General features: G+C 69.2%; 21 protein-coding genes. 16 read left to right on the top strand and 5 right to left on the bottom strand.

Going from position 1 to position 20828, the window contains the following annotated elements; genetic code table 11:
* A partial coding sequence (locus DM816_RS28175) for a ribonuclease D (protein ID WP_246002326.1) occupies positions 1-687 on the bottom strand: 687 nt, incomplete at its 3' end.
* A gap of 29 nt (positions 688-716) precedes the next feature.
* Entirely contained in the window at positions 717-1274 is a 558-nt protein-coding gene (locus DM816_RS28170; RefSeq protein ID WP_117213416.1) for a DUF3000 domain-containing protein, read from the bottom strand.
* A gap of 72 nt (positions 1275-1346) precedes the next feature.
* Between DM816_RS28170 and hemE the strand changes: the two genes are divergently transcribed.
* The 11 genes from hemE to DM816_RS28115 all read left to right on the top strand — a co-directional run bounded on the left by hemE (position 1347) and on the right by DM816_RS28115 (position 11093).
* Positions 1347-2351, top strand: a complete 1005-nt coding sequence (gene hemE, locus DM816_RS28165; RefSeq protein ID WP_117213415.1) for a uroporphyrinogen decarboxylase — start codon at positions 1347-1349, stop codon at positions 2349-2351.
* A 14-nt stretch (positions 2352-2365) separates the two neighbouring features.
* Positions 2366-3103, top strand: a complete 738-nt coding sequence (locus tag DM816_RS28160) for an amino acid ABC transporter ATP-binding protein (RefSeq protein ID WP_117213414.1) — start codon at positions 2366-2368, stop codon at positions 3101-3103.
* A gap of 9 nt (positions 3104-3112) precedes the next feature.
* Positions 3113-3997 carry a glutamate ABC transporter substrate-binding protein gene (locus DM816_RS28155; RefSeq protein ID WP_117213413.1) on the top strand — a complete coding sequence of 295 codons (885 nt, stop codon included), beginning with the start codon at positions 3113-3115 and terminating at the stop codon, positions 3995-3997.
* Positions 3997-4707: an amino acid ABC transporter permease gene (locus DM816_RS28150; protein ID WP_117213412.1), complete on the top strand. Its 711-nt coding sequence runs from the start codon at positions 3997-3999 to the stop codon at positions 4705-4707. The genes DM816_RS28155 and DM816_RS28150 overlap by 1 nt, the downstream gene beginning before the upstream one ends.
* Positions 4704-5642, top strand: a complete 939-nt coding sequence (locus tag DM816_RS28145; RefSeq protein WP_117213411.1) for an amino acid ABC transporter permease — start codon at positions 4704-4706, stop codon at positions 5640-5642. The genes DM816_RS28150 and DM816_RS28145 overlap by 4 nt, the downstream gene beginning before the upstream one ends.
* A gap of 93 nt (positions 5643-5735) precedes the next feature.
* Entirely contained in the window at positions 5736-6080 is a 345-nt protein-coding gene (locus DM816_RS28140) for a peptidase inhibitor family I36 protein (RefSeq protein ID WP_117213410.1), read from the top strand.
* 345 nt (positions 6081-6425) lie between these two features.
* Positions 6426-7058 (top strand): hypothetical protein, encoded by a 633-nt coding sequence (locus DM816_RS28135; protein WP_162907922.1) that lies wholly within the window; start codon positions 6426-6428, stop codon positions 7056-7058.
* On the top strand, positions 7055-7711 hold the full coding sequence (locus tag DM816_RS28130; protein WP_162907921.1) for a hypothetical protein: 657 nt from the start codon (positions 7055-7057) through the stop codon (positions 7709-7711). Before DM816_RS28135 ends, DM816_RS28130 begins: the two co-directional genes overlap by 4 nt.
* Before the next feature lie 193 nt (positions 7712-7904).
* A complete protein-coding gene (locus DM816_RS28125) occupies positions 7905-10244 on the top strand; it encodes an ATP-binding protein (protein ID WP_117213407.1) in 2340 nt (779 codons plus the stop codon).
* 97 nt (positions 10245-10341) lie between these two features.
* Positions 10342-10554 (top strand): hypothetical protein, encoded by a 213-nt coding sequence (locus DM816_RS28120; RefSeq protein WP_117213406.1) that lies wholly within the window; start codon positions 10342-10344, stop codon positions 10552-10554.
* Complete coding sequence (locus DM816_RS28115; protein ID WP_117213405.1) at positions 10551-11093, top strand: YbaK/EbsC family protein; 543 nt, start codon at positions 10551-10553, stop codon at positions 11091-11093. The genes DM816_RS28120 and DM816_RS28115 overlap by 4 nt, the downstream gene beginning before the upstream one ends.
* Here DM816_RS28115 and DM816_RS42970 read toward each other — a convergent pair.
* The gene (locus tag DM816_RS42970) at positions 11046-11210 is read right to left on the bottom strand and encodes a hypothetical protein (protein ID WP_162907920.1); all 165 of its coding nucleotides are present in this window, start codon (positions 11208-11210) and stop codon (positions 11046-11048) included. The two genes, DM816_RS28115 and DM816_RS42970, sit on opposite strands and share 48 nt — an antisense overlap.
* 73 nt (positions 11211-11283) lie before the next feature.
* The gene (locus tag DM816_RS28110; RefSeq protein ID WP_246002324.1) at positions 11284-14790 is read right to left on the bottom strand and encodes a S8 family serine peptidase; all 3507 of its coding nucleotides are present in this window, start codon (positions 14788-14790) and stop codon (positions 11284-11286) included.
* Between the two features lie 160 nt (positions 14791-14950).
* On the opposite strand from DM816_RS28110, the gene DM816_RS42965 reads away from it, so the two are divergent.
* A complete protein-coding gene (locus DM816_RS42965) occupies positions 14951-15844 on the top strand; it encodes a helix-turn-helix transcriptional regulator (RefSeq protein ID WP_162907919.1) in 894 nt (297 codons plus the stop codon).
* A 4-nt stretch (positions 15845-15848) separates the two neighbouring features.
* Positions 15849-16889 carry a hypothetical protein gene (locus tag DM816_RS28095; RefSeq protein WP_117213403.1) on the top strand — a complete coding sequence of 347 codons (1041 nt, stop codon included), beginning with the start codon at positions 15849-15851 and terminating at the stop codon, positions 16887-16889.
* Positions 16890-17281: 392 nt separating this feature from the next.
* On the opposite strand, the gene DM816_RS28090 is transcribed toward DM816_RS28095, so the two are convergent.
* Positions 17282-17671 carry a VOC family protein gene (locus DM816_RS28090; protein ID WP_117213402.1) on the bottom strand — a complete coding sequence of 130 codons (390 nt, stop codon included), beginning with the start codon at positions 17669-17671 and terminating at the stop codon, positions 17282-17284.
* A 49-nt stretch (positions 17672-17720) separates the two neighbouring features.
* Between DM816_RS28090 and DM816_RS28085 the strand changes: the two genes are divergently transcribed.
* The 3 genes from DM816_RS28085 to DM816_RS28075 form a co-directional block, all read left to right on the top strand.
* Positions 17721-18167: a MarR family winged helix-turn-helix transcriptional regulator gene (locus tag DM816_RS28085; protein ID WP_117213401.1), complete on the top strand. Its 447-nt coding sequence runs from the start codon at positions 17721-17723 to the stop codon at positions 18165-18167.
* Positions 18168-18172: 5 nt separating this feature from the next.
* Entirely contained in the window at positions 18173-18517 is a 345-nt protein-coding gene (locus tag DM816_RS28080) for a CU044_2847 family protein (protein WP_162907918.1), read from the top strand.
* Positions 18490-20828: serine protease (locus DM816_RS28075; RefSeq protein ID WP_170318880.1), on the top strand; the 2339-nt coding region annotated here is incomplete at its 3' end. The genes DM816_RS28080 and DM816_RS28075, both read left to right, overlap by 28 nt.

The following is a 20828-nucleotide window of genomic DNA, read 5'->3' as shown; positions in this document are numbered from 1 at the left end:
CACCCTGGCCTGGGCCCGAGGCCCGCGCACGCGGTGCATGCCCGACGTGCGGCGCCACGGATCGGGGCGCGGCTTGCTCGCCCGCGCACCGCTGGCCGCCAGCGCCGCGAACTCCTCGGCCGCCCACTCGCGCTTGCCCTGCCGGGTCAGCTCGGCGTCGAGCTTCTCGCGCAGCGCGATCAACAACTCCACATCGAGCGCCGCGTAGTTGAGCCACTCCTGTGGCAGCGGCCGGGTCGACCAGTCGGCCGCCGAATGATGTTTTTCCAGCGAGTACCCGAGAAGCTGCTCGGTCAGCGCGGCGAGCCCCACCCGCTCCATGCCCGCCAGCCGCGCCGCGAGCTCCGTGTCGAACAGCTGTCGCGGCCGCATCCCGAGCTCGGCCAGGCACGGCAGATCCTGGCTCGCGGCGTGCAGGACCCACTCCGCGTCCTGCAGGGCCGCATTGAGCGCCGAAAGATCGCCCAGCGGTACCGGGTCGATCAGCGCGATCCCGCTGCCCTCGCGGCGCAGCTGCACCAGGTATGCCCGCTGGCTGTAGCGGAATCCGGAGGCCCGCTCGGCGTCGACCGCGACGGGGCCCGTCCCCGCCGAAAACCTCGCGATGACCTCGGCAAGCCCGGCCGCGGTCTCCACGGGCACGGGGGTCCCTCCGGTGGGCGAGGTCAGCATGGTTGGCCCGGTCATGTAACACAACTTAACGCCATGGTCATGTGTTAGGCACGGCGCAATGGCATCGCTGCCACTCCCACGGGCGGCAGACCCGCCGTCGAGGCGAGCAGGGCGCACCATGCGTCCAGGTGGGCCGCGGCGCTGTCGGGCAGCGGCGTCCACGAGGCGCGCAGTTCGAGATCTGTCGTGGTTGGACCGTGCAGCCCGCCGAACCGGCTGGACGTGGTCTGGGTCACGGTGCCGCCGATGGCCAGGTAGCCCTCGGTGTGCGTGTCCAGCGCGTCGATCAGCCAGCCCCAGGCCACCTGCGGTAATAAGGGGTCGTTGGCCATGTCGGGCTCGACCTCGGCGGTGACATAGCACACCAGCCGGGTGTCGCCCTCCCATGCCTCGTGCCCGGCGGGCTCGTGCAGCAGCACCAGCCGGCCGGTTGCGACTTCCTCCCCGCGGCGCATCACCGTGGCACCCAGCGCGTATGCGTGGGAAGCGAGCTTCCCGGGCGCGGGCGCCTCCTCAAGCAGGATCTCTTCGCGCGGATTGGCCTGCTTGAGCGCGCTGACGGCGCGTGTGAACGTCTCGGGGAGCACGGTCGTGAGCGCCATACACGTAACCCTAGGTCTCTTCGCGCTCACCGCGCGGCACGGCGCGCCGTGCTTCTGGCACGATGGGCCGTGATGAGTGAATTTCTTCGCGCGTGCCGGGGCGAGCCGGTTTCGCGCACCCCAGTGTGGTTCATGCGGCAGGCCGGGCGGTCATTGCCGGAATACCGGGCGATCCGGGCCGGGGTCCCGATGCTGGAGTCGTGCCGGCGGCCCGAGCTGGTCTGCGAGATCACGCTGCAGCCGGTGCGCCGGCACGGCGTGGACGCCGCGATCCTGTTCAGCGACATCGTCGTGCCGCTGGTGGCGGCGGGCATCGACATCGATATCGTGGGTGGGACGGGGCCGGTGGTGGCCTCGCCCATCCGTTCGCGTGCCGACGTGGCCGCGTTGCGCGGGCTCGACCCGGGCCAGGTGTCGTTTGTGGACGATGCGGTACGGCTGCTGGTCAAGGAGCTCGGTGACACCCCGCTGATCGGGTTCGCGGGCGCGCCGTTCACCCTGGCGAGCTATCTGATCGAGGGCGGGCCGTCGCGGCACCACGAGAAGACCAAGGCGCTGATGTATGGCGACCCGCAGACGTGGCACGCGCTGTGCTCCTATCTCGCGGACGTCACGTCCACGTTCCTGCAGGTGCAGGTGCGCGCCGGGGCGGGCGCGGTGCAGCTGTTCGACTCGTGGGCGGGCGCACTGTCCGAACGCGACTATCGCGAGTTCGTGCTGCCGCACTCGCGGCGGATCCTGGCCAGCGTGCCGCAGGTGCCGCGGATCCACTTCGGGGTGGGCACGGCCCAGCTGCTGACGGCCATGGCCGAGGCGGGTCCCGAGGTGGTCGGCGTGGACTGGCGCACCCCACTCGACGTGGCCGCCGGGCTGGTCAAGGGCAAGGCGGTGCAGGGCAACCTCGACCCGTGCGTGCTGTTCGCGCCGTGGGAGGTGGTCGAGCGCGAAACCCGCCGCGTGGTCGCGGAGGGCCGCGCCGCTCCCGGCCACGTCTTCAACCTGGGCCACGGTGTCATGCCGGAGACTGATCCGGACGTGTTGACGCGCGTTGTGGAGCTAATACATCACTCTGCGTGATCTAGCATGATCGTATGGCCGGTCACCTCATCGAACTGGACTCGGTGCACAAGTGGTTCGGCTCGCTGCACGTGCTCAGCGACGTCAACCTCGCGGTCGACCGGGGCGAAGTCGTCGTAGTCATCGGCCCGTCCGGGTCGGGCAAGTCGACCCTGTGCCGGGTCATCAACCGGCTGGAGCCGATCGACGCCGGCACGATCCGCTTCGACGGCCGCGTGCTGCCCGCCGAGGGACGGGCGCTGGCGAAGCTGCGCAGCGAGGTCGGCATGGTGTTCCAGTCGTTCAACCTGTTCGCGCACCTGACCATCGTGGACAACGTGACGCTCGGGCCGATCAAGGTGCGGCGGGAGTCCAGGGCCGAGGCGCGCGAGCGGGCCATGCGGCTGCTCGACCGCGTGGGCATCGCCGACCAGGCTGACAAGCTGCCGGCTCAGCTGTCGGGCGGGCAGCAGCAGCGGGCCGCGATCGCGCGGGCGCTGGCGATGCAGCCCAAGGCCATGCTGTTCGATGAGCCGACGAGCGCGCTCGATCCGGAGATGGTCGGCGAGGTGCTTGAGGTGATGACCGGGCTGGCCGCCGACGGCATGACGATGATCGTTGTCACCCATGAGATGGGTTTTGCCCGGCACGCGGCCCACCGAGTGATCTTCATGGCCGACGGCGAGCTCGTGGAGCAGGCGCCGCCGGCTGAGTTCTTCGGCAACCCGCGCAGCGCTCGCGCGCGGGACTTCCTGTCGAAGGTTTTGCACTGACACGAGGGGATGCAAGCAATGCGGGGGATGTATATAGCAGCGGTCGCCGCGCTGGCCCTTGGGCTGTCCGCGTGTGGCGGCGGTGGCGGTGGCGGAGCCGGTGACACGCCCGGCGCGACGGCGAGCTTCGAAGCCGGTACCACCATGGAAAGGCTCAAGAACGCCCAGAAGGTCAAGGTCGGTACCAAATTCGATCAGCCCGGATTCGGTTTGAAGGGCCTTGACGGCAAGCCGGCCGGGTTCGACGTCGAGATCGCCAAGATCATAGCGGGGGAGATGGGCATCTCCGCCGACAAGATCGAGTGGGTGGCGACGCCGTCGGCCGTGCGCGAGGAGGTCATCGAGAAGGGCGACGTGGACTACGTCGTGGCCACCTACACCATCAACGACAAGCGCAAGGAGCGGGTCGACTTCGCCGGGCCCTACTACGTCGCGGGTCAGCAGCTGATGGTGCGCTCGGACGACAATTCCGTCACCGGGCCCGAGGTGTTCCGGGAGGGCACCAAGAAGGTGTGCTCGGTGCAGGGCTCGACGCCGGGCAACAACATCAAGCAATACCTGCGCGACGAGGCCGCCCAGCTGGTGCTGTTCGACGTGTACTCCAAGTGCGTGGACGCGCTGAAGAACAACCAGGTGGACGCGGTGACCACGGACAACGTGATCCTGCTCGGCTACGTGGCGGACAGCAACGGCGCGTTCAAGCTCACCGGAAGCAAGTTCACCGAGGAGCCCTACGGCATCGGGGTGCGCAAGGGCGATGGCAAGTTCCGCACGTTCATCAACGACGTCATCGAGAAGGCGTGCCAGGACGGGCGCTACGCCAAGGCCTGGACGGACACGGCGGGCAAGTTCGACCCGAACGTGCCCACGTGCCCCGCGGTGAACCGCTACTGATGGACGTCCTGGTCGAAAACCGCGAGGTTTTCGTCAGCGGGTTCTGGGTCACGTTCCAGATCTGCGTGCTGTCGGCGACGGGGGCGTTGATCCTCGGCACCCTCGTCGCCGCCATGCGCATCTCGCCCGTGGCGCCGCTGCGCTGGGTCGGGACGGCATATGTCACGGTCTTCAGGAATCTTCCGCTGACCATCGTGTTCTTCATGACCGGCGCGGCCTTCGCCGAGCTCGGCGCGCCCAATGCCGACCTGCTCAAGATTCCGGGGCTGTCGTCGGTGTTCACCCGGCTCGGGATCGAGCTGCCGTACTTCCGGTTCGCCATCGTGGCGCTCGGCGTCTACACGGCGGCGTTCGTGGCCGAGGCGATCCGGTCGGGGGTCAATGCGGTGCCGGCGGGGCAGGCCGAGGCGGCCCGCTCGCTGGGCCTGACGTTCACCCAGAACCTGCGCTATGTCGTGCTGCCGCAGGCCGGAAAGGCGGCCGTGGTTCCGCTCGGCAGCGTCATCATCGCGATGATCAAGAACTCGGCGCTCGCGGGCGCGTTCGGCGTGACCGGTGAACTGTTCAGCAACGGGTCGGCGCTCACCTCAGCCGGTGGATATCCCATCGTGCCGGTGTTCATCGGCATCTCGCTCGGGTTCCTGGTGATGACCGTCCCCCTTGGACTGATGCTGGACCGGCTCGAAAAGCGAAGGGCGGCGGGCAGATGACGACACCCGTTCTCTACGACACCCCGGGCCCGATCGCCCGGCGGCGCACCACGATCGTCAGCATCGTGCTCGGCCTCCTGCTGCTGGCGGCCGGATATTTCTTCCTGTACCGCCCGCTCGCCGCGCGCGGTCAGCTGTCGCCGGAAAAATGGGGCCCGCTCGTGGACCCCGCCAACACGAACATGCCACTGGTCTGGGACCGGCTCGCGACCGGCCTGCTGGCGACGCTGCAAGCCGCGGCATTGGCGATTTTAACTTCTTTATTGTTTGGTACGGCGCTCGCCTTGCTGCGCATGCAATTACGCGCCCTGAGCCATCGCCGGTTCGGCGGCCTGCCCTGGATCGTGGCCTTCGCGCTGCGGGGCCTGAGCGCGGTGCTCAACGCGCTCACCCGCGCGGCCATCGAGGTGGGCCGCGGGCTGCCCGTGCTCGTCACCATCTTCTTCGCGTGGCGCCTGTCGGGCATCACCAATCCCATGTGGCCCTTGGTAATCGGGCTCACCATCTACAACGGCATCGTGATCGCCGAGATCATCCGGTCGGGGATGGACGGGCTGCCGTACGGGCAGCGCGAGGCCGCCGACTCCATCGGGCTCACCCCGGGCCAGGCCGTGCGCCTGGTCCTGCTGCCGCAGGCGTTCCGGGTCATGCTGCCCGCGCTCATCAGCCAGCTCGTGGTCATCCTCAAGGACACGTCGCTCGGGTTCATCATCACCTACGAGGACACGCTCGCCATCGCACAGCAGATCATCCAGGTGCTCGACAACCCGATCCAGCTCTACGCCGTGCTCGGCGTCATCTTCATCGCCGTCAACTACGCGCTGTCGCGACTGGCGACGTTCGTCCAGAGGCGGATGTCGGCCCGCGCGGGCGGCCAGGTCATCAAACGTCCACCCGCGACAGCCGCCGAATCGGGGCAACTCCCCTTGGCTTGACCCTTTCCGGTGATCGATTGGTGAGGAATCTGTGACATCCCCGGCCACCGTGGGTGTGTGAGGCGTGTCCTCCACGACCACGAAAGGAACCCCATGACCAAACGACTCATCATGCTGGCGGCCGCATTCCTGCTCAGCCTCGGTGGATCCGTGGCCGTGGCCACCCCGGCACAGGCCGCGCCGCAGTGTCCCTCGGGATACCTGTGCCTCTGGACGGAATTCAACTTCGGCGGATTGCGCTCGCAATACAACCGGGCCGGCGTCTGCATCGACGTCCCGCCATCGACGTCCAGCCTGTACAACAACCGACCCAGATCCGCCTTGCTGTTCGCGGGTCCCGGCTGCAGCGTCAGCCAGCTGCTGGTCGGCCCTGGCCAGTGGTTCGACCCGATGCCCGCCGGCTGGAACGACGCCGTCAGGTCCATCCGCCTGAACTGACCGCCCAGCCAGCCGTTGGGGCCTCCCATGCCGGGAGGCCCCAGGGCGGTTTCCGCGTGCCGCATAATCGACGGCTCCACGCGATGGTCACCGACGCGACGGGTCGGCCGGATTCGCGATGATCTTTTGCTTCGCATGGCGGGATTCGGTATGCGATTCTCCAAAGTGGACTGTCATCTCACTCTCGCGCGAAGCGGGATCCGGTCCGTTGGGCAACGGCGTCCGGGCTGACTGTCAGCGACACAGCTGACAGCCCGAAAACGTTGTCCTGGAGCGGGTTTCGGCCGGATGCTGGCTCCCGACCGGCGCAACCGACTGTCGGTCGACGAGGAGGATCGAAACCCCATGTCCACTCAACCTTCGCGCCCGCGGCAGCGGCTGTTTGCCCGCCTGGCGTCGATCGCACTGACCGTGGCGGCGACCGTAGCCGCTGTGGGCGCGATCGCCATGCCCGCCCGGGCGGACAACTTCGGCGGCTGTTACGGACCGCTGACCGACCAGGGCTGCGTGCCCGACAACTTCAACCACTGGTACTGCTACGACGAGTCGGTCGGCACGATCAATCAGACGTTCCGCACCCAGATCGTCGCCGCCATGGTCTACCTCCATGACAACACGAGCTATGACCAGTTCTTCGAGCCGAACGGCGTCTGCAACGCCGCCAGCGACGTGGTGTGGCAGGTGACCACGGCGGTCGCGCCCAACCGGGGCGACTACGCGTGCCTGACGTTCAACTCCGCCGGCCGGTGCGAGCAGGCGCGGCTGCGGCTGAACCCGAACCTGCTGACCGACACCCACAACCGGCGCAAGACCGCGTGCCACGAGCTCGGCCACTCGGTCGGCCTGGCACACGGGCAGTTCGGTGCCTCGACGCCGGAGTTCTACGACGATTGCATGCGGACCGGGCCGGTCAACACCGAAACGCGGTTCCAGCAACTGAACCTCCACCACCGCACGCACGCCAACAACCGGGCATGAGCATGTCGACCGTCACGCGAACCGTCGCCGGCCTGCTGCTCGCCGGGCTCCTGTCAGGCGCCGCCGCGGGGTGTGGCTCGGACCGCGACAGCGGCTCGACGGCCGCCGACTTCGCCAGCCTGTTCAAGGGGTACGGCGCGGACTACACCCACGTCGACACGCCTGCCGCGCTCGCGGACGAGTCCGCGCTCGTGGTCGAGGGCCGCATCGGCAAGATTGAGAAAGGTCGCACGATCGGTGCCGCGGTGGACGAACCGGGTGCATCGCCGACGGTCGTGGTCGCGGTCACCGTGACGCGGACGCACCGCGGCGCTTTGCCCGCCCAGGCGGAGGGCAAGGTCTACGTCGAGCTCTCGGCGCCGCGCGGCTTGAACATCGGAAGATACGAGCGGGCGGCGCCGAAGCACAGCACGGTGCTGTTCTACCTGGCCCCAGCGCCGCCGGCGATCGACTTCCCGGTCGTGGATCCGGACGCCGGACGGCCGGCGGGCCAACCGCTCTACCAGCCGGTCAGCCCGCAGGGCTTCCTCATCGAAGACAACAGGAAAGTCCTGCAGATCCTGATGTTCACCGAGTTTGAGGGCGCGAGCCTGGGTGACTTCACGCCTGACTCGCCGCGGTTCCCGCACGGCCGGCACAAGCACGGCCACTGAGCGGGACTCAGCACACGTATACCGAACAGGGCCCGGCCGGGTTCTCTCTCCCGGCCGGGCCGCCGCTGTCACGCTTTTGCGCATAGCTGGCCGCTGCCGCGATATGGACTATCGAACTTGGACTCGGTACGCGGGTGCCGCACCGTCGCCGTACCATGCGATAGACAGACGTCGTTAGCGCTGGGGAGTTGCGATGGGGCGGTTGCGTCAACCGCTCGTGCCCGATGGCCCGATACGGCAGTACTACGAGCGGCTGCACGCGCTGCACGCAGCGGCCGGCGAGCCCAGCATGCGACAGCTGCAGCGCCGTACCCGCAGCGACCGTCGCCCGGCGGGGATCAACCCGACCACGATCCACGACGTGTTCACCAAACCGAGGCTGTCCCGGTGGGAGGTCGTCAACGAGATCGTGACGCAGCTCGGCGGGGAGGTCGAGGAGTTCGCCGAACTGTGGCACCGGGCGCGGGAAGCCGAGGTGCTGGACGACGGGCCCCGGCCGGTCGCCGCGGCGCCGGCAGGCACGACGGTGCCTCCGCCCCGCATGCTGCCCACCGAGGTGTATGGCTTCATCGGGCGGGGTGAACAGCTCAAGCACCTTGACGAGCTGGTCGGTGCGGACGCGGGCGGGGTGCCGATCGCGGTGCTGACCGGCATGGGTGGCATCGGCAAGACCGCTCTCGCGGTCCACTGGGCACACCGAGTCGCCGATCGGTTCCCGGATGGGCAGCTGTTCGTGAACCTGCACGGTTTCGACCCCGCCGGGCGGGCGGTGCCGCCGGCCACCGCGCTGCGCGCCTTCCTCGACGCCTACGGCGTGCCGGCGGACCGGATCCCGGCCGAGCTCGACGCCCTGACCGCGTACTTCCGCAGCCTGGTCGCGGGCAGGCGGATCCTGCTGGTGCTGGACAACGCCCGCAACGCCGAGCAGGTCCGTCCGCTGCTGCCCGGCAGCGGCCCCGCCGTGGTGGTGGTCACCAGCCGCGACCAGCTCACCTCGCTTGTCGCGGTGGAGGGCGCCCAGCCACTGCGCCTCGACCCACTGTCCAATGCGGAGGCATGGCGGTTGCTTGCCCGCCGGCTTGGCGCCCAACGGATCGAGGCCGAACCCGAGACGACCGACGCGATCGTCGCCGCCTGCGGCCGGCTGCCGCTCGCACTCGCCGTCGTGGCCGCCCGCGCGCAGCAGTCCGGGTTCGCGCTGGCCGAGGTCACCGCGGAGGTCCTGGACGCCGCCCGGCGCCTGGACGCGCTGGATGCCGGAGACCCGGCCAGCCAGGTGCGCGCGGTGTTCTCCTGGTCCTACGCGTCGCTGACCGAGCCGGCGGCGCGGATGTTTCGGCTGTTGGGCAGGCACCCCGGTCCCGGTATCTCGGTGACCGCGGCGGCCAGCCTCGCCGGTGTGCCCGTGGCCGAGGCGCGACGGACGTTGACGGAGTTGACCCAGGCCAATCTGCTCAGCGAGTACGCCGCCCGCCGATACTCCACACACGACCTGCTGCGCGCCTACGCCGCGGAGTTGATCCCCTCCCGGGACGGCGAGTGCGCACGGGCGGCCATCAACCGGCTGATCGACCACTACGTGCACGTGGCACACGCCGCGAACCGATTGATACATCCGCTGCGCGACCCGAGCCACCTGCCGCTGACGCCACCCGCACCCGGCGTCGCTGTCGAGCGCATCCCTGACGTCAACGCGGCGATCGCGTGGCTGGACATAGAGCACCCGGTGCTGCTCGCCATCCTTCACCAGCCCGACGGCACCGCGTCCGCCCGAAGCATCTGGCAGCTCGCCTGGGCGGTGGAGACGTTCCTTGGCCGTCGCGGGTACTGGCACGACCTGGGTTCCGCTTGGGAGGCGGGGATCCGGGCGGGCAGGCGGCTCGGCGACCCGCGTGCCGAGGCGCACGCCTTGCGCGGCGCGGCCACCGCCCAGATTCGGCTCACACGGTACGAAGAGGCCGAGCGCCACCTGGATCGCGCGCTCGACCTCTACGCTCAGGCAGGCGACCAGGTCGGCCAGGCCCTGACCTATCGGGCGATACAGAGCCTGCAGACCAAGCGCGGCGATCGCCGGGCCGGTGTCATCGCCATCGAGCGGGCGCTGGCGCTGTTCCGGTTCGCCGGTCACCATCGCGGGCAGGCCGGCTCGCTGAACAATCTTGGCGTGAGCCTGCTCGCGCTTGGCAAGCCGGATCGCGCGGTCGCGTGCTGCGACGAGGCCCTCGCACTCTTCGAGCAGCTCGGTGATCCGGAGGGGCAGGCGCACACCTGGGACACCCTCGGTCTCGCCCGGCACCGCCTCGGCCAGTATGCCGACGCCGTGGACGGCTACGAGCGCGCGCTCGCCCTATACCGTGCCCTCGGCGACCGCTACGAGGAAGCGGGCACGCTGTCCCGGCTTGGCGATACCCATCACGCGACCGGTGGGGTGGACGCGGCGCGGGCCGCGTGGCAACAGGCCGCCGATCTTCTGTCGGACCTGCGCCACCCGGATGCCGAGCGGGTTATGGCGAAGTTGCACGCCTTACATTGACCATCATGGGAAGGCGAGGGGACGCGCAACGTACCGCACCGCAACCCCGCTGCCTGGGCGGCTTTCGCCGGGCCGCGTGCGGGTAGGCTCGGGACCCGTGTTCGAGTATGCCGAGCGGTCCGACGGCAGCGTGGTGATTTCGCGCCACGGGCGGGCCGTCACAACCCTGCGCGGCGGGCGGGCGGCGCAGTTCCTGGCGGAGGTCGCGGACGATCCGCAGGCGGTGATGGCGCGCTGGACCGGCAACTACAAGCGCGGCAACGAGCGGTTGGCGCGGGAGCATCCGCGGAACAGGGGTGGTGCACGATGAAGAGCCCGATCGGCAACTTCGCCGAGGCGTGGCGGGCGATCGACCGGCCGGATCTGGTGGCGCCGGCCGTGACTCACGCGCTGTCCGGTTTGGACGGTGCGGAGCAGGTGCTCGTGGTCGACACGGACCCCGACCTGGCGGACACGGCCAATTTTTGCGCGGCTTATGCGGTACCCCTCGAAGCATCGGCGAATTGCGTCGTAGTCGCAGGCAAACGCGGCGAGACGATGAAACTGGCCGGGTGTGTCGTTCTCGCCACGACCCGGGCCGACGTCAACGGCTTGGTGCGCAAGCATCTCGACGCGCGCAAGGCGAGCTTCGCGCCGATGGACACGGCCGTCGCCGAGACCGGCATGGAATATGGCGGCATCACACCGATCGGGCTGCCCGCCGGATGGCCGCTGCTGATCGACGCGGCCGTGGTGGACACGCCGTTCGTGATCATCGGCAGCGGGCGCAGGCGCGGCAAGCTGGTGCTGCCAGGCAAGCTGCTAGCCGGCGTAGCCGACGCTGTGGTGCTGCCAGGGCTCGGTGTTTAGCTCCTCCATCGGCGCCTCGGTCTCGACCGTCGCGACGTAGTCCTCGGGGCGCACCGGCTGCGGCAGCTCGCCGAACCGGACGTGACGCAGAAACGCCAGCTCCTCATCGGTGAACATACCCCACACAGTAGTGGCCCCCCGCCCAGGAGAGCGAGGGGCCACCTTCTTACCGGACTATCTTCCTACCGGACTATCCGAAGCGCCTTGTCGACGTTTGCGCCAGGTCCGGGCGATGGGTCACCCGCAGCGCGTTGACAAGGGTCTTGTTGAAGCCCGCGCGCTCCACGAACCTGATGTTCAGCACACCGTCGGTCACCGTGACGGTGAAGGTGCGGCTCAGCGCGCGGTACGCGCCGTCGGCCTCAAGGGCGATGTCAAGGTTCGGAACGACCTCGACACCCTCGATCATCACATCGAAGATCCGCTTGTTCGGTGCCAGCCCCTGGATCTCGGCGAAGTTGAGCTCCACCGTGTAGGTGCCGTTGGCCAGGCCGTCACACCGGTACTCGTACATGCCCCGGCGGGCGTTGGCGAACCGGGACGGGTCGTCGGTGCCCGCGATCGGCCGGTTGGTCGTGACCGTGGTGCTGCCACCGTTGTAACCGCAGCCCTGACCCGCGATGTACTTCAGGTCCTTGGTCCACGTGTCACCCTGCGGGTCGACGTGGCTGCCGTTGGCGCCCGCGTCGATGGCGTGCTGGAAGCCCGGCACGACCAGCTTGACGGCCACCAGCAGCTCGGGGCTGCGCCCGCTCTGCGAGGTGAGCTTGAGCTGTGCCGTGTGGACGGACCCGGGCGCGAGCCCGGTGGTGTCCACCGTCACGGCCAGCTTGGTGGACGCACCCGGCGCGAGCGAGCTCGCCCCGATCGAAGCGCCCAGCCACGGGACATCGCCCACCTCGGACACCGCCACCGGCGTACCGAGCCCGCCCGCGTTCGTCACGGTGATCAGACGGGTGCGGGTCTGGTTGGCCGGCACGACGACCTCCAGCGCGGCCGGGGTCGCGGTGACCTTGGCCGTGCGCAGGCTGGCGTTGACCACCTCGACCGTGCCGGGCTCGAGCCCGACCGCGACCGTCTTGGTCTCGTAGTTGGCCTTCGACACGGTCAGGTTCAGGTCGCCGGACGGCACCTGGAGCATGAACCCGCCGTCGGCACCGGTCGTCGCGGTGACGGGGCCGCCGAAGTCGACGGTCGCGCCCGCGATGGCCTGGTTGTCGTTGGCGTCGGTGACGGTGCCGCGGACCACGCCGTGCTTGGTGGTGCGGAAGGCGATCGCCGTGCCGTCGGTCAGTACGGCCTGGTCGAGCGAATACTGGAACCCGACCGTGCCGGCCGCGTTCTCGATGCCGATGGTCGCACTGCTTCCGGCCTCAAGCGAGCTGCCCGCAACGTCCTTGTACCGGTACACGACGCTGCCGTCCTCGCCGATCTCGGCGACGAACGACAGGCGCTGCGCGCTGTCGGAGTAGAAGCGGACGTTGCGCCATTCGATGACGAACCTGCGGTTCGGCGACGTGCCGACCACGCCGGTGTAGACGCCGGCCAGGGCGTCGACGAACAGGTCGTCCCACATCGGGTACAGCGCGCCGTTGGGCACGCCGCTGCTCGGGATGGCCCCGTTGACCTGCGTCGCCGACTGGGCGCCGAACACGGCGCTGCCGTTGGTGGTGACGAACACCGAGCTGTAATTGGTCCCGTAGAACGGCACCGGGAACGGCAGCGGCACGCTCGTGCCGACGTCGTCACCGGTCAGGCTGACCAAATTGGACACTGTCGGGTAGCCGCCGGTGGCCGCGCCACACGCGTATCCGAACGAGTCCGTGCGCTCCGGCAGCGCCACGTTCACGGTGACGTCGGCCGTCAGCGTGAGCGTCTGGGTCACCGAGTCGGAGCAGCGCAGCGGCGACTGCACCGACAGCTGGTAGTTGCCCTGCGGCGCGGTCAGGCTGTAGAAACCGGCCGCGTTGGTGGTCGTGGTCAGCGGGGTGCCGACCAGCGAGACCGTGGCACCCTCGACCGGGTCGGAGTCCACCGTGACCGTGCCGGACACGGTCGCCGAGGCGGCCTGCGTCAGCGAGAGGTCCAAAGTGGACGTCTGGTTCTCGGTCACGGTCGCGTTGCCCGTGGCCGAGGTGTAGCCGTACTTGGACGCGGTCACCACGTAGTCGCCGACACTGAGCACCGGGAACGAGTATGTCCCGTCCGCGGCCGACGTGGTGGTGCGGTCGATCGGGCCGTCGGCCAGCACGGTCGCACCGGCCAGCGGCGCGCCGTTGCTGGTGATGGTGCCCCGCAGCGAGCCGAGCGGACCGCGCGGCGCGTTGCTTACCGATGCGAACGCGTCGAGCCGGCCTTCGCCGTACACGTTGTTGTCGTCCGCCGTGCCGCCACACGAGGTGTTGTCGACGTCGATCGCCTGATTGTCCAGCAACTGCCGGGTGGCGTTGATGTCACCCTTGAGGGCCGGCGAGGCCGACCAGATCAGCGCGACGGTGCCGGCCGTGTGCGGCGAGGCCATCGACGTGCCCGTGGCGCTGGCGTATCCGTTGCCTGGCACCGACGAGCGCACGTTGACGCCCGGCGCGGCCAGGTTGGGCTTGATGTCGCCGTTCTCGCCCGCACCGCGGCTGGAGTCGGGGTCGATCACGTTGTTGATGTCGAACATGCCGGAGGAGTAGCTCTCCTCGTACATGCCCGGGGAGCCAGAGGTGCTGCACGACGGGCCGGAGTTGCCGTTGGAGAACGCCGGGAAGATGCCGGCCGCGAGCCACGCGGCAACGATTTCCTCATAGAACGGGTCGTATCCGTCGCCGCCCCACGAGTTGTTGACGATGTCCGGTGCCAGGTCGGGGCGCGGGTTGGCCCCGTTGAGGTCGGTCGGAGCGATGATCCACTCACCGGAGGACAGCAGGGCCTCCTCGGAGCAGCCGTTGGTCTCGCAACCCTTGGCCGCGATCCACTTGGCGCCGGGGGCGACGCCAATCTGGTTGGAGCCGCCGTCATCGCCCACCATCGTGCCCATGGTGTGCGAGCCGTGGCCGTGGTTGTCGCAGGGTGCCGCCGTCGGGCAGATGTTGGACGGGTCGTGCCAGTTGTAGTTGTGGTCGATGGCGCCGTTGTCGGCGCGGCCCCGGTACTTGGATGCCAGGGCGGGGTGGTCGAACTGCGCGCCCGTGTCGATGTTGGCCACGACGATGCCTTCGCCCCGCGTGCCCAGTTCGTTCCACACGCGTGGTGCGCCGATGCGGTCCACACCCCACTCGACGCCGTTGATGGACGGTATCCCCGTGGGTTCCTTCTTCGGCTCGGGCAGCTTGATCGACTTGTCCTCCTCGATCTTGGCTACCTCGGGCCGGGCGGCAATGATATCGACCAGCTTGCTGGCGCCGGTCACCTTGATCCGGTTGGAGATCCAGAACCACTTGTAGTCGGCGCCCGCGCTGTCGAGCAGCTTGCGCACCTGGGCCTGGGAACTGTTGGCCGTCTCAACCTTGGCAGCCCGAACGGACGCACCCCGCTCGGCCTTCGTGGCCTTGGCGGCGGCAACCGAGAGGCTGGCCTTCGCATGGAACGTCACCCAAAAGGTGATCTTGTCGCTCTGCCCGGCGGCAGATCGCACCTGCGCCGAGACCTTGTCCTCCGTGGCGCTGGGGACCGCTGTGACCGGACTGCCGGCGAGGGTCGCCGCCAACACTCCAATCAGGACAGCCCTCCAGCGAGAGCGAGCTAAGTGAAGAGTCATGTGCAGACAGTGCCAACCGGTGATTGATCGCAAAAGATATTGATGCTGTCACATAGATGACGTGACACAAACGTGTCATCGCCCTACAATCCTTTCGTCCGGGGGTGATGGGATGTTTGAGGCACTAGGCATCGACCGATCAGATGAGCTGGTCTACTTCCATTTGATCAGGCGCGGACCCACCTCCCTCGCCGCCCTGGCGGCCGCCACCGGCCAAGGCAGGCGAGCGGCTCGTGCGGCGGTCGCGCGGCTCCGCTCGCGGGGTCTGGCGCAGCTTTCCCCACCGCCGCACGAGCAAGCCATCGCCGTGCCCATCGAGGTCGGCGTCGAGCATCTCATCCGGCAGCGCCGCCACGACCTGGAGCTGGTGCGCCACACCGCCGCCCGCCTCGCCGCCGAGCTGACCCCGCGCACCGACCACCAGCCCACCGTCCTATCGCGACGGACCGACGCGCTGCAGCAGCTGCACCAGTCCGCGCAGCGCGAATTCCGCATGCTCGTCCTGACCGGGTCGATGCTGCCCGCCAAGTTCACACCGCGCGAAAATCTCGCCTACCGGATCGTGTCCGACGCGTCCGGGCCACTGTCCATTGACGACATTTTCAAAACCCGTTTCTCCAAGGGGGTACCGGTCGAGCTCGCACTCGCCGACGCCTCCGGTGGGCTGGTCGAGCTGGAGCACGGGGTGCTGCAGGTGAAGCCGGGGCGGCTGCTCGACGCGGTCAGCGCGCTGTTCGAGGCATACTGGGCCGGCGCCACGCCTGCGGCGTCAATGTCCAGGTCGTCGCCTACCTCGTCCACGTCGTCCACTGAGGAGGTCGACCCGCAGGATCGGGCGGTGCTGTCACTGCTCGTCGCCGGGCTCACCGACGACGCGGTCGGCGCGCGGCTCGGGATGAGCCGGCGCACCGTGGCCCGGCGGGTGCACCGGCTGATGGAGGCGACCGGGGCACACTCCCGGTTGCAGTTGGGGTGGTGGGCACGGGAACGAAACTGGTTACAGTAAGCGCGTGACTACCTGGACACGGGATCTGATCACCTCGCTGATCGGGCTATGGATCGTCACCGGCGTCTACATCGATGGCTGGGCCCACGTGAACCTCGACGGTGCCCTCGAAACCTTCTTCACCCCCTGGCATGCGACGTTCTATTCGGGGCTGGCCGTGTTCTTCGCCTGGCTGGGCCTCGTCTGGCTGCGCAGCGGGCGCGCTTTCCCGCCCGGTTACAAGGCGGGTGCGGCCGGCGCGGCCATCTTCGCCGCGGGCGGCGCGTTCGACATGTTCTGGCACGAGCTGCTGGGCATCGAAACCTCCATTGACGCCCTGCTGAGCCCGCCGCACCTGATCCTGCTGTCGGGTGTGCTGCTGATGGGCACGACGGCGTGGCGCTCGCAGCGCATCGCGTCCGCGGGCGGCACCACGCTGCCGGAGCTCATCTCGCTCACGTCGGTCGTGGCGATCAGCGCGTTCTTCCTCAACTTCCTCGCCCCGTTCCGTTGGGCCGCACCGGTTCTCGACTACCTTGAGCACCAGGACGAAAGCACGGTCATCCAGTGGATCGGCGGGCTGCTCGTGTTCACGGCGCTGCTGCTGATTCCGGTGCTTTGGCAGGTTCGCGACGGCCGCTACCGGGCGGGCACGCTGACCGTGTTCACCCTCGCCACCGGCGTGGGCGTCATCGCGGCGATGAGCCTAGGGTGGGACAAGCAACTCCTGTTCACCGGCCTGGCCGGCGCACTGATCGGCGCCATCGCCGCGGAGCTCTTCTTCGCCGTCGCGCCCTGGCGCGCGTGGACCTACGGCCTGCCCATCGCGATGGGGGTCGCCGGGTTCACCATCTGGACCGGCCAGTTCATCGGCTACTCTCTCGCCGCGCCCATCGCCTGGCCCGTCGCCCTGTGGGCAGGCTCCCTGCTGTTCGCGGCCGGCGCCGGCGCCGCCCTCGGCGCGGTCGCCTGGCGCTCCGATTCCCCCCAGCGGGTGCGGCCTGACCGCCCCGCGACCGAACACACCCAGGCAGAAGACGCCAGGTTAACCGAGTCGGCCGTCTAACCCGCCGCCGTCCCCAATCGCCACCCACAGCAGTCGACCCGGCTTTTGGCCTCGGGGTGGCGGGCTTTCCGTTTCCGCGCGTTTCGTCTCTGCTCCTAGTCGCTGGGGCAGAGATGCAACGTCGTGAAGGACGTCCCTGGCCCTCTCGCGACGTGTTTTGCGCGTTTCGCCTTTGCTCCGAGTTGCCGGGGTAGAGGCGCGGCGTCGTGAAGCGCATTGTTGGCCCTGCGGCGGCCAGCGCGCAGAAAAGACATCCCCGGGAGCAGCTCGCGTGGCATCGGCGGGAAGCCGGGCGGTCGACGATCAGACGCTGTCGGCTGGGTGCCGGCCGAGCAGCATGAGATCGATCATGAAGTTGGTGCGGCGACACGCCGTCGAACATGGACGTGAGTTCATGGTCGATGCGGAAGGGCGGGTTTGTGCTCCTGCATGAGGATGAGATGGTGGTCGTCGGGGTCGGTGAAGGCGGACATCCAGAGTTCGGTGGTGGCGTCGCGGTGCACGATGTGGGGTTTGTCGTGGAAGGTGACGCCGAGGGCGATGAGCCGCTCGTGTTCGGCGAAGATGTCGTCGACCCGGAAATAGATTACGCATTGGGACGTGAACGAGGGCTCTTGCGGTACCCCCAAATAGAGCCGCACGTCACCGCTTTGGAAGAAGGCCATCGGTTGGCCGGGGACCTCGAAAAGCAGAGGGATCTGCAGCACGTCACGGTAGAAGGCGACCGCGCGGGCCAGGTCGGTCACGCTGATGTGGATCTGCCCGACTGGTCCCAGGGCCATGGCTCCTCCTATACTTAACCCTAGTTGAAGGTTTACCACGGTTAAGGATATGGGTCAACTGTTCGCCACCGCCAACCAGCTGCACTCCGCCGCCATCCACCTGCTGCGGCGGGCCGCCGCGACCGACGCCGGGATGAACCTGGACGGGCCGCGGGCCTCGCTGCTGTCGATTCTCACGTTCGCCGGCCCGCAGACCATGAGCCGGCTGGCCGGCCTGGAGCGGGTCACCCCGGCCGCCATCACCAAACTGGTCACCGCGCTGGAACGCGACGGGCTCGTGCGCCGCGTGCGCGACGACGGTGACCGGCGCATGGTGCGGGTCGAAGCCACCGCGATGGGCAAGGCACGGCTTGAAGCCGGTCGCAACCAGCGCGTCCTGCTCATCTCCGGGCTGCTCAAACAGCTGTCCAAAGAGGACCGCGACACGGTGGCCCGCGCCGCGCACATCCTCCACGAACTACTGGGCGACGAACATGGACGCGCTTCGCTAGGGTGAGCGTCGTGCTCGACGAAGACCCCTCCGCGACCGCGTTCGTCCCCATCCAGGCGGGCCAGACCCGCATCGTCATCGCCGCCGCCCGCATGCCGGGGCGCGCGGGTGATGCCGACGAGGCGGAGGTGGCCGGGCGCAGACCCAGCCTCAACGACGTCGTCGCGGGCATCACCGTGGTCGCGCAGGAGATCTCCCACGCGCTGCGGGCGACCCAGGCCGACCGCGTGACCGTGGAGTTCGGCTGCGACTTCGGTTGGGAGACCGGCTCGGTGGTCGCCGTGTTCGGCAAGGCCACGGCGCAGTCTGCCATCAAGGTCGGGCTGGAGTGGAACAGCCGCCCGCCGCAGGGGTGACCCCGGGCTGGTCCGGCTGGCAGGAGCTGCTCGCCCACGCCACGGTCGCATTGGAGACCCCGCACGGCATGGGCACCGGGTTCAGCGTCGCGCCGGGTGTCATCGTCACGTGCGCCCACGTCATCGCGCCCGACTCCGGTGCGCTGCCCGAAACCGTGGTGGGCGAGGTCGTGATCAGTGGGCAGAAGCTCACGCTCACGTGCGCCCCCGAGGACTACTTCCGCGACGAGCACGGCCTGGATCTCGCGTTCCTGCGCTGGCCGGGCCTGCTGCCGCCCGTGCTGGTGAAACCCACGTTCGCCATTGGCGATCCAATGTGGACGTTCGGCCATCCCGAGTCGCGCTTTCGCGGTGGGCAGTCCGCGATGCTGCGCTACGAGGGTCCCGGGCGGCTGCACGGGCCCGACGGCATCGAGGTGCACCGGGTCTTCGGCGCGCCGGTGTACCCGGGCGCGAGCGGCAGCCCGGTGGTCAACCTGGCCACGGGCGCGGTCTGCGGCATGCTGTGCCTCGCGGGCAGCTCCGGCAGCGCCCACTTCCTGAGCGCGCGGGAGATCCTTGAGCGCTGCCCGGAGGCCCGGATCCTGGCGGGCGGCGGGCATCTGATGCACGAGTCGTGGCTGGAGGACCTGACCGACGAGCAGATCAGGCGCGGTGGATGGGCTTTCCCCGGCCCGACCCTGCGCGACTACCTGCGCTTCGCGGTCAAGGCGGCCGACAGCCACCCCTATCCCGGTGTGGTGCCGGGATTCTCGCCGCCCCCGCTGTCCGAGGTCTATGTGCAGCCGCTGGCCTGGCAGGGCGACGAGCCGGAGGCCGGGCAGCCGGGCCTCCGGGAACCGGTGCCGGCCAAGGCGATCATCGACGAGGAACGCGACGCCATCCTGGTGGGCGATGCCGGGTCCGGCAAGTCAAGCTTCATGCGGGTCGAGGTCAAGGCGATGATCGACCGGTACCTGCGCGGCGCCGACAACCGCGTGCCGGTGCGCGTCATGGCGGCCGACCTGGTGGGCGCTCAGCCGCTGGCCGAGCTCGTCGCGGCGAGCGTCAACGGCGAGCTGCACGCCGTCGGGTTTGGACGGACGCTGTCCGGCGAATTCTTCGCGCGCCCGCCCGCGCCCGGCGCGCGCTGGCTGGTACTCGTGGACAGCCTTGACGAGGTGATGCGGGCCGACCAGCGCCGTGCCGTGCTCGACAAGCTCCTGGCACCCGGCGAGGATCGCCCGTTCGACCTGGTCATCGCGACCCGCCCGCTGACCGAGCCGCACCCGGCCATCGGCCGGTACGCCTTGCTGCCGTTCACCATCGAGCAGGTGCGCCAGTTCGCCTCCGGCTGGTTCGGCCATCTGGGCCTGCCCAACCCGGCGGCCATGGCCGAGCGGTTCACCGCGGCGCTGCGGGCCCAGGGCGTGGCAGAGCTGGCGCAGTCGCCACTGGTCGCGACGATGCTGTGCCAGCTGTTCGCGGCCGACTCCGAAGCGGCGCTGCCCACCGGCCGCACGAAGGTTTACGAGCGGTTCGTGGAGCTGCTCAACGGGCGGCGGTTCAGCGGGACGCCCAGTGGCATCCGGCAGCAGGTGCTGGGCGTGCTCGCGCCCTACGGGCGTGACGCCGAGGACGTGGGTGAGGCCCTGCTGGCGGACAGCCAGGAACTCGTGCAGCGGTTGGCCTTCGCCCGGCAGAAGGGCGCCGCGGAGGGCGTGGTGGCGCTGCTGGCCGAGTGGACCGCGCCGCTGCGTCCAGGCGACGTCCCGCCCGACACATGGCGCGAACTGCTCACCGGCCTCGTCCGGCGGGGCGGTCAGTTGGCGCAGCGGCACGGCGAGTTCATGTTTCTGCACCAGACCATCGAGGAATACCTCGCCGCGCAATACGTCGCCGCCGATCCCTATCGGACACGTGACGAGTTGGGTGAGGTGTTCAACGCGGCCTCGTGGAAGACGGGCCGGGTCACGGTCGGCCGTCAGTCCTACGCGCGCTTCCTCGTGGCGGCGTGCGGGCAGCGGCCGGAGGTGGCGGGCGCGCTGCGTCGCATCGCCCGCCGCGGAGGTCTGGACGGCGCCCGCTTCGTCGCCGCGCTGGCCGCGGACGGCATCCGGATCGAAGCGCAGCTGGCCCGGACCACCCTCGCGAGCCTTCGCCGCCACGCCATGCGCTCGCGATCGGACGACGAGATGCGCCTGGCGGTGACGGCCGCCGCGCAGCTGGACGCGCGCACCGGACAGGCCCTGCTGATTCGCCAGATTCGCAAGCGCCGCAACGGTTTGGCCTATCGCCGGTGGGCACTGCTCGCCCTGGCCGAAGCGGCGGC

It is taken from the genome of Allorhizocola rhizosphaerae (assembly GCF_003426775.1).
In the GTDB taxonomy this organism is placed as follows: Bacteria; Actinomycetota; Actinomycetes; order Mycobacteriales; family Micromonosporaceae; genus Allorhizocola; species Allorhizocola rhizosphaerae.
Note: the sequence above shows the minus strand (reverse complement) of the source record. Positions and strands in the feature narration are given on the sequence as shown.

Excerpts from the sequence above, each read along its gene's own strand:
- DM816_RS42970 (WP_162907920.1), bottom strand. The coding sequence starts at position 11,210 with ATGTTCACCGATGAGGAGCTGGCGTTTCTGCGTCACGTCCGGTTCGGC.
- DM816_RS28130 (WP_162907921.1), top strand. The coding sequence starts at position 7,055 with ATGAGCATGTCGACCGTCACGCGAACCGTCGCCGGCCTGCTGCTCGCC.
- DM816_RS28160 (WP_117213414.1), top strand. The coding sequence starts at position 2,366 with ATGGCCGGTCACCTCATCGAACTGGACTCGGTGCACAAGTGGTTCGGC.
- DM816_RS28155 (WP_117213413.1), top strand. The coding sequence starts at position 3,113 with ATGCAAGCAATGCGGGGGATGTATATAGCAGCGGTCGCCGCGCTGGCC.
- DM816_RS28125 (WP_117213407.1), top strand. The coding sequence starts at position 7,905 with ATGGGGCGGTTGCGTCAACCGCTCGTGCCCGATGGCCCGATACGGCAG.
- DM816_RS28115 (WP_117213405.1), top strand. The coding sequence starts at position 10,551 with ATGAAGAGCCCGATCGGCAACTTCGCCGAGGCGTGGCGGGCGATCGAC.
- DM816_RS28150 (WP_117213412.1), top strand. The coding sequence starts at position 3,997 with ATGGACGTCCTGGTCGAAAACCGCGAGGTTTTCGTCAGCGGGTTCTGG.
- DM816_RS28145 (WP_117213411.1), top strand. The coding sequence starts at position 4,704 with ATGACGACACCCGTTCTCTACGACACCCCGGGCCCGATCGCCCGGCGG.
- DM816_RS42965 (WP_162907919.1), top strand. The coding sequence starts at position 14,951 with ATGTTTGAGGCACTAGGCATCGACCGATCAGATGAGCTGGTCTACTTC.
- DM816_RS28170 (WP_117213416.1), bottom strand. The coding sequence starts at position 1,274 with ATGGCGCTCACGACCGTGCTCCCCGAGACGTTCACACGCGCCGTCAGC.
- DM816_RS28135 (WP_162907922.1), top strand. The coding sequence starts at position 6,426 with ATGTCCACTCAACCTTCGCGCCCGCGGCAGCGGCTGTTTGCCCGCCTG.
- hemE (WP_117213415.1), top strand. The coding sequence starts at position 1,347 with ATGAGTGAATTTCTTCGCGCGTGCCGGGGCGAGCCGGTTTCGCGCACC.
- DM816_RS28090 (WP_117213402.1), bottom strand. The coding sequence starts at position 17,671 with ATGGCCCTGGGACCAGTCGGGCAGATCCACATCAGCGTGACCGACCTG.
- DM816_RS28085 (WP_117213401.1), top strand. The coding sequence starts at position 17,721 with ATGGGTCAACTGTTCGCCACCGCCAACCAGCTGCACTCCGCCGCCATC.
- DM816_RS28140 (WP_117213410.1), top strand. The coding sequence starts at position 5,736 with ATGACCAAACGACTCATCATGCTGGCGGCCGCATTCCTGCTCAGCCTC.